This is a genomic window from Paenibacillus sp. FSL H3-0286 (assembly GCF_045040705.1).
Taxonomy (GTDB): domain Bacteria; phylum Bacillota; class Bacilli; order Paenibacillales; family Paenibacillaceae; genus Paenibacillus_AQ; species Paenibacillus_AQ odorifer.
Map to the genome: position 1 here is coordinate 4205476 of NZ_CP150285.1, position 12769 is coordinate 4218244.

The following is a 12769-nucleotide window of genomic DNA, read 5'->3' on the forward strand; positions in this document are numbered from 1 at the left end:
ATATGCGAGAAAGAATTATCTATCTGCTGTCAGACCCGGTTGTAATTCAGACGGAAAAGACTTTATCCCTGGTTCTTTCAGCGCTTCTATATAAATCGAGTCCATTTCACGAAGCACCGCTGGCAATCCATAGCGAATAATCCTGTCCTTGTTCGCCTTACCCATTGCTGCGGTCAAAGCTGCGTCCGCTCGCAGTTGAACCAGTGCTTTTGCCGTAGCGGCAATATCATCCACTGGAACCAACATGCCCGTTGACTCATGCTCAATCAAATCGCGAATGCCCCGAATATGTGTGCCGATCACGGGTTTGCCTGCTGCCATCGCCTCCATAATCGCCCGGGGTAACCCCTCACGATAGGACACAAGTGCCGCAACATCACACGCTTGTAGCAAATCCGGTATATCTCTTCGGAACCCCAGAAAATGCACCTGATCCCTAACCTCTAACCGAGTAGCAAGTTCTATAAGGGTTTGCTCGAAAGGACCTGTACCTGCGAATGCTAGATGAATATCGCTTGCTTGATCACCCAAATGATGTAGTGCTTCGATCAACTGTTTTTGGTTCTTGTTAGCATTTAACTCAGCGACGCAGAGAACAGCGAATGAAGGATTATCATTGTCACTCTTAGGTAAATCAAATAGCTGGTGACGACTTTCCCCCATCATTTTTGCAATTTCATTATCCCCCTCACCGCTACCGTATACTTGAAGATCAAGCCCGACTCCGCTCACATAAGTTACTTTTTTTCGGACAGGGAATTTCTGAGCACGCTCATAATCTTCACTATTAATGGTGATCAGTACATCCGTCCAACGTGCCATCAAATACTCCAACGGATAATAAAGCATCCAGTTCAGAAAAGGAGCACCTTTAAAAAAATGAAAACCATGAGCTGTATACAATACGCTAGGGACACCTGCACTATGGGCTGCAATCCGTCCGAGAATCGAAGCCACTGGTGTATGTACATGGACGAACTGAAATTTTTCCGCTTGGAAGCTTTTCGTTAAGATCCGCAGAGCCGTCCAATTCTTCAACTGTAAAGGACTTCGTTGTATAGGTACGTCGTGACATACAATTCCCCGCTGTTCCAAGCGCTGTCTGGCTTCGCCCGGCTGAGCGTAAGCATGGACTTCACACCCTTTTTGCAGCAATAACACCATGTAAGGTAAATGAAAACTCTCGAAATGCCCATATATGGAAGCTACAAAAGCAACCTTTGCTTGTAAGCCACCCTCAGCTGGAATACTCCCGATGTCCTTACTTGAGCTTTTATTGAGGTTGCTCTGCTCGTTGTCGAAGCTTGCGCCCAGTTGACCGTTCAACGTGTTGGGTTCGATAGGGCATCTCTCCTTTCAGGTTTTTGTCTGTTAACCGGATGCAAGCTCCGTTCATCGCCATCATGAACCACCAATACCGCTGGAATAACGCCTCAATACCCATCGATAAACCAATCATCGCCGCATGGGACAACAGCAATGCCATAATAATTGGCCTATGAATGGGATCTGCTGCACGATAAGAACGGATACCCACAATGAAGAACCAAATCATAAATCCTCCATATACAATCAAGCCCAATAAGCCGAATTCAGTCAAAAACCATATTGGCGTGTTGTGGATAATAATGCGCAGTTCGTAATTATAGGAACCAAGCCCAATGCCTAATAATGGACTTTGTGCGATCCAATCCACTGCTTTGTCAATGATGTCAAGACGCGACTGGATCTGGGAAGGTCTGCTGGACATAGACTCCAGCACATTTAGATAAGCGGTGCCTTTATACAGCAGCAGAGCTATAAAAGCCACACCAAACCCCATTCCGATCTTGAGCAGTCTGGAAGGTTTGGTAATCAAAAGTGTAAGTAATACAAGGAAGAGACCAATCCATGACGAGCGCGAGAAAGTCATCATAATGCCCCCGGCTAAGCTTATCGTCGCTAGTATGCTGACCCATCCCCGCAGCAGCTTTATCTTCTCCCCACTCGTCATGATATGAATGGCAAAAGCCGTCACCAGCAATCCTCCGTATGCATTGGGATCAATTAACATGCCGGACAACCGCCCGTCTTGCACCATAAACGGAACCTTTACTCCGCTGAAAAAAGCGAATAGGGCAACACCATTTAAGAGCAGCACACTGATCAGGAAAAATCGGAGCATCTTATATAACCGTTCCCAGCTATCTACAGCTTGCACAAGCATGATGTAGGTCAACAATAGGAGTATGAATCCAATATCTTTTTGCAGTAAGGCGTATTGGGTTATGAAGCCGTTGCGCCAAATGGATACAAAGGAAGCTAGAACAAAAATGAACAGCATGCCCCAATGCCATGAACTGAATATCCTCCGGTCCAATTTGAGATGGAATCCAGCGGCAAACAAACCTAACATTAAGAAGAGATCCGACGGGGCGATACGGAAGGCTCCACCAAAATCAAACTGTGCCGGAAGGCATATGATATACCCCATGACCGCAAACAGAAATAAATTGTGCATGGTGTAGGGCTTCCCTACAACAGATACAGATGTCATACAAGTCCCTACTTTCCTACTTTCCTACTTTCCTATAAAACAAAGAACTTATGCCGCCGCTTCCGACTGTTCCCGATTTCTTACCTTCCCGATGACACGATACAGCACAACTACACTGCCAATCATCTGTACAAATAACGACGAACTAGCTCCCATCGCAGCACCTACTACCCCGTAATGAGGTACGAAGATCAGACAACATAAGCCATTAGTGAATGCTGTGCACAGAAACAATGGAATCTGGGCTTTGTACCTTCCGGTAGCCGTTATGGCGTACCACAGGTAGGATGAAATAAATACCAGCATGGTGGACGCCAGCAGCCAATGAAACAACCCTAACTCTCCTGCCACGTCTGAACTGAATAATAAGGTTAACAGCTTGTGTCCAAACAACCACCCAATCAAACAAGCGACCGCACTAAAACCCAAACCCATCGCTATCATTCGGCTGAGTAAAGTGACAAACTCCTTGTGTCTCCCGGCTGAATGCCACCTGGCAAGACGTGGTGTTATGGCTTCACCAAGTGCGGTGACGACAACATTACAGGCAACAATCATATATGAGAGTGAAGCATAAATACCTAAGTCATGCTCCCCTTTAAAATAGGAAATCGCGTATAATGGGATATTCGTATTTAACGACATCAACGCCAACACCACGCCTAGCGGTGAACTGACAATCAGTAAACTCCATAGGCTTCTTTTGTTGAAGAGTGGCCTGAGAGAAGTGTATATTCTTGCTTTACGAGCATCATATCCAATCGTTATCGCTAACCATCCGATAATCATGACTAACAAGGCAAGAACAAGGCTCTGTGTAGGGATAAATACGAGGATGAAGATTAGAATGGAGAATAACCCTTTTGCCATTCTGGAGATTGAGATTTGATCTAATCTCTCCTCCTTTTGAACGATGCCCAATAAAATATCACTGATTGATTCAACGATTCTATACAGACCGATGAAGAAAATAACCAATGCTGTATTCCAATCCAAACCACTCATAATGCAAAAGCCTGCGGTAATCGTAAACGCAAGGGCGGTTGTTATCAGCCGTAAGCCCAGAAAGTCTCCAAAACTGTATTTCCCCGATGAATCAACGATTAATACGGAACGAAGATGTAGATGCGACAGCATAAAGATCGGAGCAGTAACTGCAAGCCCTAGCGAATATTGCCCCACGATTGCCGATGACCCGAATTTATTCAGCAGGATCACAATCACAAACTGAGCACCAGCGTAAGTGATATTCCCGAGCAAATAACGAAGAGAAGCAAATGACATAGACGTCAGACCATTCCTGAAGAAGAGGCCCACTCGGCAAAATCTTCACCGCGAATCTTGGAACGCCTGCTCTTTTTCCGATAATTCAATACGGCTCCCAGCAAATGTGCTCCCTGCTGCTCTAACAAGTGCTTGGCAGAACTCGTGTGCTTTAAGAGTACTTTTCCGGATTTCACAACTAGCAATACCCCCTCAGTCATCGTTGCCAAAATAAGGGCATCCGAAAATGGCATTAATACAGAGGATGAGTCGATGACAATCGTATCAAAACGCACGCTCAGCTCTGTAAATAATCGCTTCATTCCTTCAGAGCCTAATAATTCAGCGGGATTTGGTGAAATCGGACCAGAGGTCAATACTGACAAACCTTCTGCATCCTCAATCGAAATAATGCAATCCTCTAAGCGGGTATGATCCACTAAGATACTGCTAAGTCCGATCCAATTAGGCAGATCAAATGCCTTATGCACCGTTGGCGTACGTAGATCCCCATCAATGAGAAGAACTGTCTTACCAGCTTCCGCCATGGCAATCGCCAGATTTATCGCTACCGTTGATTTTCCTTCATCCGGAAGCGAGCTTGTGACTAATAAAGAGCGGATCTCTCCACCAACGCGGGTATAACGAATATTGGAGCGTATGCTTCGGAATTGATCTCCGCTAGATGACTTCGGTTGTTCCAGGCAATATAATTTTGGCGTTCTCTTCTTCATAACTTGTGGCTCCTTCTGCTGATTTGGTTTTCGCTTTATTCCGCTGTTTACGTGGCTTCAATTTGCCCACGGTTCCCAGAAGCGGAAGCTGCAAATCAAGCTGAATATCTTTGGCACTTCTCACGGGTTTCTCCATCAATTCCCGGAGGATAGAGATTGCGATCCCGGTAATCAGCGCCAATCCGAAGGCAACAGCCATATTAAAGACCGGCTTAGGTGAGACAGGATCAGAAGGAACCTTGGCACGGTCGAGAAATACAACATTCTCCACTCCCATAATCGATTGAATATTCGCATTAAAGGCCTCTCCAAAGCCATTCGCAATATCTGTTGCCCGTTGAGCTTTTGAATTGGTCACAATTACCGTTGTTACGAGTGATTCACTATTGGTTCTTGTCTTCACATTTTTGAGCAACTCTTCCGCTGTCATTTTTAGCTGCAGCTTTCTGACAACCTCTTCCGCTATCCTGCTGCTTCGAATGATCTCCCCGTAAGTGGTTACCAGCTTTTGTCCGGCCATAATGTCATTAATTGCTTTCTGCTGCCTGTCCCCTTGAATAAGTATAGAAGCTGTCGCCTCGTATTTCGGCTGTAAAACGTAATAGCTAACACTACCAGCTAGCCCGACTGCAGCGATACATAATACAATAATGAACAGCAGCCTACGTTTTACTAGTTTCAAAATGCTGCCCAGTTCGAATTCCATCGATCATTTCTCCTAACTAGTTAATGTATTGTCGTCTCTTTAACAAGATTATTGTTGTATATTCATATTCTCTTTCTCTCAACATATGTCCAAGTCCGTACTTAAAATTTAAATGTCAAAATATTAAAGGGCTCATTTAGCTCACCTGTTAAAATCCAACAAAAAAAGGCATTCTTCCAGCTAAATCTACTGGTAGAATACCTTACATATAGTCTAACTAGTTCAGGAATGTACAAGTGCAGTCAACACCATCAGGAGATATCTTTACGTTTCAGAACATGATGAACATTGCTTAACATGCCGGATAGAACTCCAGCAATTGGGAATACTGCCCAATTGACGTCCCAGCGCCCATAGACAAAACCCGTGAACAGAAAAATCGCTGTCGCCAAAGGCCATAACACAGCCCCAACAATTCCAACAAATCGGTTCTCTTCCTGCTTCTCTGCAGTGATATTCGGCTCCTCCAGCAACTTCGTATAAGTACCCTGGATATTCCCGTAATAGATGAACAGAAACACCGCCACAGCCGCAATAAACAGAAAAGCAGCTACTCCATAGGGAGCATAGTCATCGTTGACATAGCTAGTGGTGAAGATAAAAGCCGGCGACAGCACACATAGGCAGACTCCTGTAATCAGAGAAAGACGGTAAGTCGGAGCATAAAGACTTTGGCTGCGTTGAAGCGCCATCTTTAGAGCATAAGGCAGCTGAAAGCCTTGCTCCAGACTCTTAAAGCGATCCAGCTTCATTCCGCTGTGTATAAACATCCCGACCGCGATAGCGACCAGCACGAACATTCCGACCAGCCCCAGCATCGAACCTTTATCACTCATAACAGCCTTATTTTCAAATATTGTATCCAGGGTGATCAAAAACGCCACTCCGCATGCGCAGAGGAAAACGCCGATACCCGTCCATAATCCAGCGCTTCGTCTGGCCGCCGCATAAGCGTAAACCTCTTCTTCCGTCAGCACCGGAATAGCCTGTTCCGGCACAACTGGATCGATGCCAAGCTCCGCTGTCAGCTCTTCAATATTGCCGAATTCCGATATGACGATACCAATCGCCTCATTCTCCGACTTGCCAGCAAGCTTCAGCTCCAGGTACTTCTCCTCCATCCCAGATAGCAGCTCTTGCTTCAGATGTTCCAGTTCCGGAGTCTTTGGCAGACCTGCAAACATATTATCCAGATATACTATGATCGTCTCCATGCTCTATCACCACTCCTTGATAAATTGGTTTACAACTTGCTGTGTAACCTTCCATTCCTCACATTTTTCTCGGTAATAGGCGAGACCCAAAGGGGTGATCCGGTAATACGTACGCCGCTTACCAAGACTCTCATCCAGATAAAAGGATTCTATATATCCGTTTTTCTCCAGTCGGGTGAAGGCAGAATATAACGTTGTCTCCTTCATGACATATTTCTCCTGCGTTAACTGCCTGATATTTTTGGAAATCTCGTACCCGTAAGATTCCCCGTCCAGCAGCATGTATAGGATCATCGTATCATTGTAGCCGCGTATAACATCACTGCTGATCAAAAATATCCCCCCATGATTACTCCATCTGTCGTAGTAGTTGCAGTATAACATAATTACTACGACAGATGAAGTAGTTAATGGAAAAATAGGCCAACATAATTTGAGGACCGAACCTTCCTTGATTAAATCACAATTGCTGTCTGCGCATGACGTAGCTTCCAATACGGGGTTAGGTATACGAAGGTGCAGGCCAGTAGTGCTTGCGGGGACGATGGTGTTTACTAGTAGGCTGTTTGCGAGGGCGGGGGTGTTTACTAGTAGGCTGTGTGCGAAGTCGATGGTGTTCACCAATTGGTTGTTTGCAGGACGATGGTGTTTACTAGTAGGCTGTTTGCGAAGTCGATGGTGTTCACCAGTTGGCTGTTTGCAGGACGATGGTGTTTACTAGTAGGCTGTGTGCATAGACGGTGACGTTTACCTACTCTTACTTTGGCGGACGAGATACTATCGGACTCAGTTGGCGTTATTCGAGGCATTTTACTACTTTTCAGGTTCTATCGGACTCCAACGCTCCTATTGGCGCACAAAACATCATATTTAGGGCCCTTTCTAGGGAATAGCTGCACTGGAGTCCGAAACTGCGCTGGAACTGCGAAAAACATACTAATAACGCCATTGGGGTCCGTTAGCCTTCCTTGCCCCATTATCTATTGAAGCAACAAACCAACGCTGGTTTGTTTTCCTTTTTATTGAACCTTAATACAATAAGGTTGACTGCAAGAACATAGGTGTTTACTTCCCCTTACTTTGGCGGACGAGCTACTATCGGACTCAGTTGACCTTATTCGCAGAAATTCCCCACTTTTCTGATCCTATCGCACTCCAATGCACCTATTGGCGCACAAATCACCATATTCGAGCCTACTTCTAGGGAATAGCTGCACTGGTGACCGAAACTACGCTGGAACTGCGAAAAACATACTAATAGCGTCATTGCGGTCCTTTAGCCTTGCTTGCCCCAATATCTATTGAAGCAACAAACCAACGCTGTTTTGTTTTCCTTTTTATTGAATCTTAATACATTAGTTAGTTAATTACCCTGGACGAGATACTATCGGACTCAGTTGACCTTATTCGCAGAAATTCCCCACTTTTCTGATCCTATCGGATCCTAATGCACCTATTGGCGTACAAATCACCATATTCGAGCCCACTTCTAGGGAATAGCTGCACTGGAGTCCGAAACTACGCTAGAACTGCGAAAAACATGCTAATAACATCATCTGGGTCCGTACCACAGTGGATGATTATGAGTCGGCGGTGTGATTGAGATTTAGATGTCGATTGTTGATGTTGATGTTGATTTTGTTGATGTAAATTCAAGCGAACGGAGTCAAAGTCAGCAAGTCAAAACACAAAACAGCGGTTCTCCCGTATTGGGGAGAACCGCTGTTTTGTTGTTTTTTTATAATCAATGAAATAGTTAATCATTGCTAACGAATACACCAACTTGAATACGTTGACCTATTAATGTCGTGTACGGAGCATACGTCCAACAAAATAAAGCATTTGTTTACGTGTAAAAAAACGTGACATTTGAGCAGAAATATAATTTGTAAATCCTGGGACAGCAAATACTTTTTTAGCCTGAAGCGACCGAAGAGCCACTTGAACGACATTTTCTGGAGTGTCTCGTTTGCCTACCGAAGCCTCATCGGCTCCCACGACATTAAAAAATTCTGTTTCCGTAGACCCCGGACATAACGCAAGAAATTGTACGCCCCGTTTCCGATTTTCCTCCCATAGCGCTTGAGTAAATGATAATACAAAAGCTTTTGTCGCTCCATATACAGCCATATTAGGGAGAGGTTGAAATGCAGCTGTTGATGCAACGTTTATGATCACTCCACTTTTTCTATTTAACATCTCTGGCAAAAACAAATGGGTCAGATCTACAACCGCCAAAACATTTAGCATCACTTCTTCATGTTGTCTCGAACCAGATAGTTGTTCAAAAAGCCCATGCGTAGCAAAACCTGCATTATTAATAAGAATATCAACGTTCAAGCCACGTTCTACACATTGTTGATAGAGCCTTTCAGGGGAACCTTCTTGAGATAAATCAGCAACCAGAACCTCCGCTTGAATTTGAAATTCTCGTTTTAATTTTTCCGCTAAAGCAATCAGTTTATCTTCAGAACGGGCGACTAAAATTAAGTGACTTCCTTTGGCTGCAAGTTCTCGAGCAAACGCTTCACCTATACCCGAAGAAGCTCCGGTAATCAACGTCCATTTATTTTGAATTGTAATCATTGTTATCCTCTCTCCCTTTAACGACCATTTAGAAACAGTGTTTCAATAAGAATCATTGTATCCAAGTGAAGTTGCGTTGTCAAATAAAGTTCTACACATTTAATTATTGGCTATTTCTCTTCTACATCAGTAAAATAAGGTTTAGAAATAACGGCTATCTAAAAAAAGCTAAAGTAAAGTTCTAAGGAAGTGAAACTACATGCAAAAATCGTCCAAAATATCTTCTATAGATGCACAATCTGTTACAACCTACCCAAAAGCAAAACAACAGCATGCGGAAACATTAAGACTCAACATTATCGAAGCCGCTGCGGCCATTATGCATGAATCTGGACCCGAAGGTGTAACCATCCGTAAGGTTGCTGAAAAAATGGAATGTCCCACAAAAATCATTTATAACTTGTTTGGAAACAAGGAAGGTTTAGCGAAGGAGCTTTTTCTGCAAGGGTGTAAATTGTTGGCTGCTGCCTTTCAAGCGGTTCCAAAACAAGACAATCTAAATTTATATCTTCGCGAGCTTGGACAAGCTTATTGGGATTTCTCACGGAATCATACTAGCTATTATATGGTTATGTTCGGAGGAGCCTTTAGCGAATTCAAACCGGAGGAGGAAAGCTTACATGCTATCTTTACGGCACTACAACAAGTGATAGCCCTTATTACAGAAGCCATCGAACAAGGATTTATTAACGAAAAAGACCCTCTGCTTGTTGTGAACCTGGTGTGGGCGTCATTGCATGGCGTCATTCATCTGCATTTAGGGGGACATATTCAAAATGAGGAAACAGCTAAAATATTATATGATAGATCGGTCTCCAATTTAATTCATACCTTCTTTAAAAAAGATAATTAATTCTAAAAAGGCCTCTTTGCAAGTCCCTACTCAATAAATTCAAGCCGTAATCTTGGGATATCCTTAGATCACGGCTTTTTTAACATGCTAAAAAAACACAAAAAAAAAACGGCATTTCTGCCGCTTCTTCATCTCTCTAATTATGTCCGGCGCATATATGCACGCACAGTGATAGGTGCAAAAACCGCAACAATCACAGCAGCTCCGATAAGTGAGATAGCGAAATCCCAGCCTACGGTTCCAGAGTTAGCAAGCTCACGGACAGCTGACACAAGATGCGAGATTGGATTGACTTTGACAAACCATTGCAGCCAGTTAGGCATCGTATCTACAGGCACGAAGGCGTTGGATAGAAACGTGAGTGGGAACAACACAATCATTGATATCCCTTGTACGCTGGAAGCGGTTCGGGCAATCACACCAAAGAAAGCGAAAATCCAGCTAATCGACCAGGAGCAGACAATAACCAAAAGCGCAGCAATTGCGACATGCTCCAGACCGCCATCAGGTCGGTAACCCATAATATAGCCCATGACAAAAGTAAGCACAGTAGCGATCGTATATCGAATCGTATCTGCCAACAAAGCTCCGGCTAATGGGGCTATTCGGGCAATCGGCAATGACTTAAAGCGGTCAAACACCCCTTTATCCATGTCTTCCCGCAGTTGGACACCAGTGACGATGGAGGTCGTGATTACAGTCTGCACTAGAATACCAGGAATAATAACGGGCAAATAGCTCACTACATCTCCTGATATGGCTCCACCAAAAATATAAGTAAACATTAGTGTGAAAATAATTGGCTGCAGCGTTACGTCGAACAATTGCTCGGGTGTGCGACGGATTTTCAATATCCCGCGATAAGCCATCGTTAACGAGTTACGAACAGATTGTTTGAAGCTCGTATGGTTTTTCAATTGTCGGGTCGCACCTGGACTAATAATAGAAGTTCTCATACTCATGCTCTTGCTGCCTCCTTATTCATTGATTCTTGTGATGCTTGGGATGCCTCATCCGTAACTCCATGGCCAGTGATCGTCAAAAACACTTCATCAAGCGTCGGTTTCTGCACACTCATCTCTGCGAGTGGAATCCCCGCTTCGCGGAGTGCAATAAGCAAATCAGTGACTAAATCAGCGTTCGCCATCGGTGCAGTAATTTTTCCAGCCTCATTCGGCACAATAGACTGGATATGCAGCACATGTTCCACAATCCGGCGCGCTTGAGCGATATCTTTAAGATTTTGGACTTTTAAGTGCAGCGAGGTAGTGCCCACTGAAGCTTTTAGCTCATCCACGGTGCCTTCTGCAACGACATGGCCATGATCAATAACTGCAATGCGGTCTGCAAGCTGATCGGCCTCTTCAAGATACTGTGTAGTTAACAGCACTGTTGATCCTGTGTTCACCAACCGACGAATGGTATCCCACATTTGCGAACGTGTCCGTGGGTCCAGACCTGTTGTTGGTTCATCTAAAAAGATAAGGGGTGGCTGGGCAATCAGACTTGCTGCAAGATCCAGACGTCGGCGCATACCGCCAGAGAAATTTCGAAGCGGCCGTTTCGCCGCCTCCGTCAGACCAAACTCTTCTAACAACTCCGCTGCTTTTTGCCGCGCCTCTGCCCGCCCTAACCCTAAAAGACGTGAAAAGATAATCAGATTCTCTGTAGCACTAAGTGACTCATCTACAGAAGCATATTGTCCTGTAACCCCTATCAATTGCCGGACAATCTGCGACTCCTTTACCACATCATGCCCGAAGATTCGCGCCGCCCCCGCATCCGGACGAAGTAACGTAGCCAGCATCCGAATTACCGTCGTCTTTCCTGCCCCATTGGGACCAAGAACGCCGTAAATCGTGCCTGCCTTAACGTTCAGATTTACTCCATCAACTGCGCGATTGTCACCAAACGTTTTGACGAGCCCACGCGCTTCGACGGCCCAATCTCCAGGGTTGGGCTCAATTATTTTTTTGCGTTCATTTACCATTACAATTCCTCCAACGTTTTAGTTTGTATTGTGATGGTAACTCCCTTTTATAAACTGAATTTAAACAACACAAAAAACCGGGGAGCGCGATCTCACGCCACCCGGTTTATCACTTCTCATCTGAGTCAGCCTCAACATATTCTTTAAGCGCAAACAATTTATTAGCCCAGTAACCTTCAAAAAAGGCAAGCCAATCTTGCAGCTCCAGCAAAGGTTCTGGCTGAAGCTTATACCGGGTCTCCCGTCCGACTTTCTGACTGCTAACAAGCTGCGCATCGGACAATACCTGTAAATGCTTATTAACAGCGGTTCGGCTGATCGGGTAGCAATCCGTAATAGATGCTATAGACATTTCCTTATTAGCGAGCAGCTTTAGCAGACTGCGGCGGGTAGGATCTGCTATCGCTTGAAATACATCATGTCCTGCTTCAGCAACCGGCATATTAAGCCTCGATATAAGCAGGAAGTTTTTCTTGGACGATTTTTTCCCAGCCGCTGTTCATAAAGCCGCGTACGATTGGATGTGGTTGGCCAAATTCAGTAACTTTTTCAGGGTCCCATCCAGAATGAATCAAGGTAAATTCAGTTTTCCCTTCGATTTCTTTCAGTTCAAAAGCAAGATGCCAATCCTTCCCCCAATTAAAACCAACACGATTCGGAGGATCAACTTCGGTTACTTTACAAGGAGAATCTCCGAATTGTCCAGCATGCAGGATGAATTCATGCCCAACAACAGGCTCAAATGTACTAGGCATCCACCAGGCTGCCATTCCTTCTGCCGTGGCAACAGCTTTCCAAACCTTTTCTATTGGCGCATTTAGTAAAATCGTTTGACGAATTTCTTGTAAGGGTTCTTGAGTTTGCATAATAAATAGCCTCCAGCATTC

At 44.6% G+C, this 12769-nt stretch carries 13 protein-coding genes; 1 reads left to right on the forward strand and 12 read right to left on the reverse strand.

What is annotated here, in order from left to right:
* Positions 1 to 15 precede the first annotated feature (15 nt).
* The 8 genes from MHB37_RS18880 to MHB37_RS18915 form a co-directional block, all read right to left on the reverse strand.
* Positions 16 to 1326, reverse strand: coding sequence for a glycosyltransferase family 4 protein (locus tag MHB37_RS18880; RefSeq protein ID WP_405168363.1), 1311 nt, complete (start codon positions 1324 to 1326; stop codon positions 16 to 18).
* Positions 1274 to 2500, reverse strand: coding sequence for an O-antigen ligase (locus MHB37_RS18885; RefSeq protein WP_076194873.1), 1227 nt, complete (start codon positions 2498 to 2500; stop codon positions 1274 to 1276). The genes MHB37_RS18880 and MHB37_RS18885 overlap by 53 nt, the downstream gene beginning before the upstream one ends.
* An 84-nt stretch (positions 2501 to 2584) precedes the next feature.
* Complete coding sequence (locus MHB37_RS18890; RefSeq protein ID WP_405168364.1) at positions 2585 to 3820, reverse strand: oligosaccharide flippase family protein; 1236 nt, start codon at positions 3818 to 3820, stop codon at positions 2585 to 2587.
* A 5-nt stretch (positions 3821 to 3825) separates the two neighbouring features.
* Entirely contained in the window at positions 3826 to 4533 is a 708-nt protein-coding gene (locus tag MHB37_RS18895) for a CpsD/CapB family tyrosine-protein kinase (protein WP_340919346.1), read from the reverse strand.
* Positions 4481 to 5239, reverse strand: a complete 759-nt coding sequence (locus MHB37_RS18900) for a Wzz/FepE/Etk N-terminal domain-containing protein (protein WP_339168319.1) — start codon at positions 5237 to 5239, stop codon at positions 4481 to 4483. The genes MHB37_RS18895 and MHB37_RS18900 overlap by 53 nt, the downstream gene beginning before the upstream one ends.
* 251 nt (positions 5240 to 5490) lie before the next feature.
* Positions 5491 to 6453 carry a permease prefix domain 1-containing protein gene (locus MHB37_RS18905; protein WP_076182428.1) on the reverse strand — a complete coding sequence of 321 codons (963 nt, stop codon included), beginning with the start codon at positions 6451 to 6453 and terminating at the stop codon, positions 5491 to 5493.
* 6 nt (positions 6454 to 6459) lie between these two features.
* A complete protein-coding gene (locus tag MHB37_RS18910) occupies positions 6460 to 6786 on the reverse strand; it encodes a PadR family transcriptional regulator (RefSeq protein ID WP_076129753.1) in 327 nt (108 codons plus the stop codon).
* Positions 6787 to 8253: 1467 nt separating this feature from the next.
* Positions 8254 to 9039, reverse strand: a complete 786-nt coding sequence (locus tag MHB37_RS18915; protein ID WP_076304439.1) for an SDR family oxidoreductase — start codon at positions 9037 to 9039, stop codon at positions 8254 to 8256.
* 199 nt (positions 9040 to 9238) lie between these two features.
* Between MHB37_RS18915 and MHB37_RS18920 the strand changes: the two genes are divergently transcribed.
* Positions 9239 to 9892, forward strand: coding sequence for a TetR/AcrR family transcriptional regulator (locus MHB37_RS18920; protein ID WP_076182436.1), 654 nt, complete (start codon positions 9239 to 9241; stop codon positions 9890 to 9892).
* A 140-nt stretch (positions 9893 to 10032) separates the two neighbouring features.
* Here MHB37_RS18920 and MHB37_RS18925 read toward each other — a convergent pair whose 3' ends face one another.
* The 4 genes from MHB37_RS18925 to MHB37_RS18940 all read right to left on the reverse strand — a co-directional run bounded on the left by MHB37_RS18925 (position 10033) and on the right by MHB37_RS18940 (position 12748).
* A complete protein-coding gene (locus MHB37_RS18925; protein WP_076191054.1) occupies positions 10033 to 10848 on the reverse strand; it encodes an ABC transporter permease in 816 nt (271 codons plus the stop codon).
* Positions 10849 to 10850: 2 nt separating this feature from the next.
* The gene (locus tag MHB37_RS18930) at positions 10851 to 11882 is read right to left on the reverse strand and encodes an ATP-binding cassette domain-containing protein (RefSeq protein WP_076191003.1); all 1032 of its coding nucleotides are present in this window, start codon (positions 11880 to 11882) and stop codon (positions 10851 to 10853) included.
* A gap of 109 nt (positions 11883 to 11991) precedes the next feature.
* On the reverse strand, positions 11992 to 12324 hold the full coding sequence (locus MHB37_RS18935) for a helix-turn-helix transcriptional regulator (protein WP_038571799.1): 333 nt from the start codon (positions 12322 to 12324) through the stop codon (positions 11992 to 11994).
* 1 nt (position 12325) lies between these two features.
* The gene (locus tag MHB37_RS18940; RefSeq protein ID WP_076129854.1) at positions 12326 to 12748 is read right to left on the reverse strand and encodes an SRPBCC domain-containing protein; all 423 of its coding nucleotides are present in this window, start codon (positions 12746 to 12748) and stop codon (positions 12326 to 12328) included.
* Positions 12749 to 12769: the final 21 nt, after the last annotated feature.

What these genes read in the sequence shown, in the direction of transcription:
- MHB37_RS18925 (WP_076191054.1), bottom strand. Translation starts at nt 10,848, where the DNA reads ATGAGAACTTCTATTATTAGTCCAGGTGCGACCCGACAATTGAAAAAC.
- MHB37_RS18935 (WP_038571799.1), bottom strand. Translation starts at nt 12,324, where the DNA reads ATGCCGGTTGCTGAAGCAGGACATGATGTATTTCAAGCGATAGCAGAT.
- MHB37_RS18900 (WP_339168319.1), bottom strand. Translation starts at nt 5,239, where the DNA reads ATGGAATTCGAACTGGGCAGCATTTTGAAACTAGTAAAACGTAGGCTG.
- MHB37_RS18890 (WP_405168364.1), bottom strand. Translation starts at nt 3,820, where the DNA reads ATGTCATTTGCTTCTCTTCGTTATTTGCTCGGGAATATCACTTACGCT.
- MHB37_RS18895 (WP_340919346.1), bottom strand. Translation starts at nt 4,533, where the DNA reads ATGAAGAAGAGAACGCCAAAATTATATTGCCTGGAACAACCGAAGTCA.
- MHB37_RS18940 (WP_076129854.1), bottom strand. Translation starts at nt 12,748, where the DNA reads ATGCAAACTCAAGAACCCTTACAAGAAATTCGTCAAACGATTTTACTA.
- MHB37_RS18920 (WP_076182436.1), top strand. Translation starts at nt 9,239, where the DNA reads ATGCAAAAATCGTCCAAAATATCTTCTATAGATGCACAATCTGTTACA.
- MHB37_RS18915 (WP_076304439.1), bottom strand. Translation starts at nt 9,039, where the DNA reads ATGATTACAATTCAAAATAAATGGACGTTGATTACCGGAGCTTCTTCG.
- MHB37_RS18885 (WP_076194873.1), bottom strand. Translation starts at nt 2,500, where the DNA reads ATGCACAATTTATTTCTGTTTGCGGTCATGGGGTATATCATATGCCTT.
- MHB37_RS18905 (WP_076182428.1), bottom strand. Translation starts at nt 6,453, where the DNA reads ATGGAGACGATCATAGTATATCTGGATAATATGTTTGCAGGTCTGCCA.
- MHB37_RS18930 (WP_076191003.1), bottom strand. Translation starts at nt 11,882, where the DNA reads ATGGTAAATGAACGCAAAAAAATAATTGAGCCCAACCCTGGAGATTGG.